The sequence below is a fragment of the Enterobacter sp. BIDMC 29 genome, from assembly GCF_019378755.1.
GTDB classification, from domain to species: Bacteria; Pseudomonadota; Gammaproteobacteria; order Enterobacterales; family Enterobacteriaceae; genus Enterobacter; species Enterobacter ludwigii.
Genome location: NZ_CP080000.1, coordinates 2496326 through 2497722, shown reverse-complemented (window position 1 = coordinate 2497722; position 1397 = coordinate 2496326). Strand labels below are relative to the sequence as shown.

General features: G+C 52.0%; 1 protein-coding gene. It reads left to right on the top strand.

Going from position 1 to position 1397, the window contains the following annotated elements; translation table 11 throughout:
• Positions 1 to 3: 3 nt before the first annotated feature.
• Positions 4 to 1395, top strand: coding sequence for a VasL domain-containing protein (locus tag JTA15_RS11180; RefSeq protein ID WP_219373251.1), 1392 nt, complete (start codon positions 4 to 6; stop codon positions 1393 to 1395).
• Positions 1396 to 1397: the final 2 nt, after the last annotated feature.

Here is a 1397-nt window from a genome sequence, read left to right as displayed (position 1 = left end):
GTCATGAATGACATCAATCCACGAAAAATCAAAACCGGTGGCGATCCGCGCACGCTAGCGGATTATGCCACCCTGCGTGATGAACTGAGTAAACTGACACATCCGGCCCGTCCGGATGTGAACTGGCATTATGTCGAAAAACTCTGCCTTTCACTGTTTGAGCAAAACGGTGTGGAGTTACAGACGGCGGCCTGGTACACGCTGGCACGGACGCAACTGGCCGGCTTATTCGGCCTCAATGAAGGCCTAGCGATACTGGATGCGCTGATAAGCCATCAGTGGGGGACACTGTGGCCGCAGCCGGTACATGCCCGCATGGAAATCCTCAGCAGTCTGAACCAACGTCTTCAGCAACGGATGCGCTCGCTCCCGCTCAATTACAGCGACCTCAGACAACTGTATCGGGCTGAGCAACTGCTTGGCAGTCTGGGGGAGGTGCTTCAACGTCTGGAGCTTAAGCATCTGAGCCAGCTCGATACGTTGCGTTCCCTGATGCACAACAGTGCTGTCCGGCTGGAAAACAGCAACGATACAACCGGTACCGGGTCGAATATTCAGTCTGGGATTGTCCTGCCTGCCACCGTAAAGAATGGTGCAGTAATATCAACAGGCTCTCATACCGGTAGTCTCTCTGAAGAGACCCCAGCGCCAGACAGCCCAGTGAAATGGGTATTCGTTGCACAGCCAGAACACCACGCAAATGTGGAAGTACTGACGGCAATGCCCACTCAGGTAAAAAAGTGGAAATTCTTCGCTGCCGGAATGTGTACCATGCTGATAATAAGTACGGGCGCAGTGTGGAGCTGGCAATTTCTTCACCGGCCAGACCCGCTACAGACTCAGCTTGCTGCCTCACTGGTTCCGTTACCTGCACCTCTCGCGCCTGAAAAACTGGATATGTTGCGTCAGCAATCTCCGTCATCACAAACAATGATAGAACAAACACAGCAGCAGCTTGCCCGACTGGATAAATTGCCTCCTGACTGGAGTATTACTTACAGCCGAAAACTTACAGAACAGGCTCAGGTGCTGTGGCCGGAGCAAGCAAAACCCCTGATACAACAGTGGCAGCAACACCTTAATGCTGCCGCATTACCGGTAGAACAGCTCAATGGTTGGTATAAGGGGATGTCAACGCTACAAAAATTGAGTGACCGGCTGAACGGGCTTGATGAGCAGAAAGGCAAATACATGACGGTCAGTGAACTGAAGTCCGTTGTATTTTCCGTCCGGCAGTCTTTTAACCAGTCCATACCGGCTGAAGAGCAACTGCGTATCTTGTCAGAAAATCCTCCTGGTGTACCTTTACCTGCAGCTGCGAGGTCGCAGCTGGAGATGCATCTGAAACAACTGGCAGCCCGATATGCTGAAATAAAACGGAATGCATCAGAGTAAAA

Excerpts from the sequence above, each read along its gene's own strand:
- JTA15_RS11180 (WP_219373251.1), top strand. The coding sequence starts at position 4 with ATGAATGACATCAATCCACGAAAAATCAAAACCGGTGGCGATCCGCGC.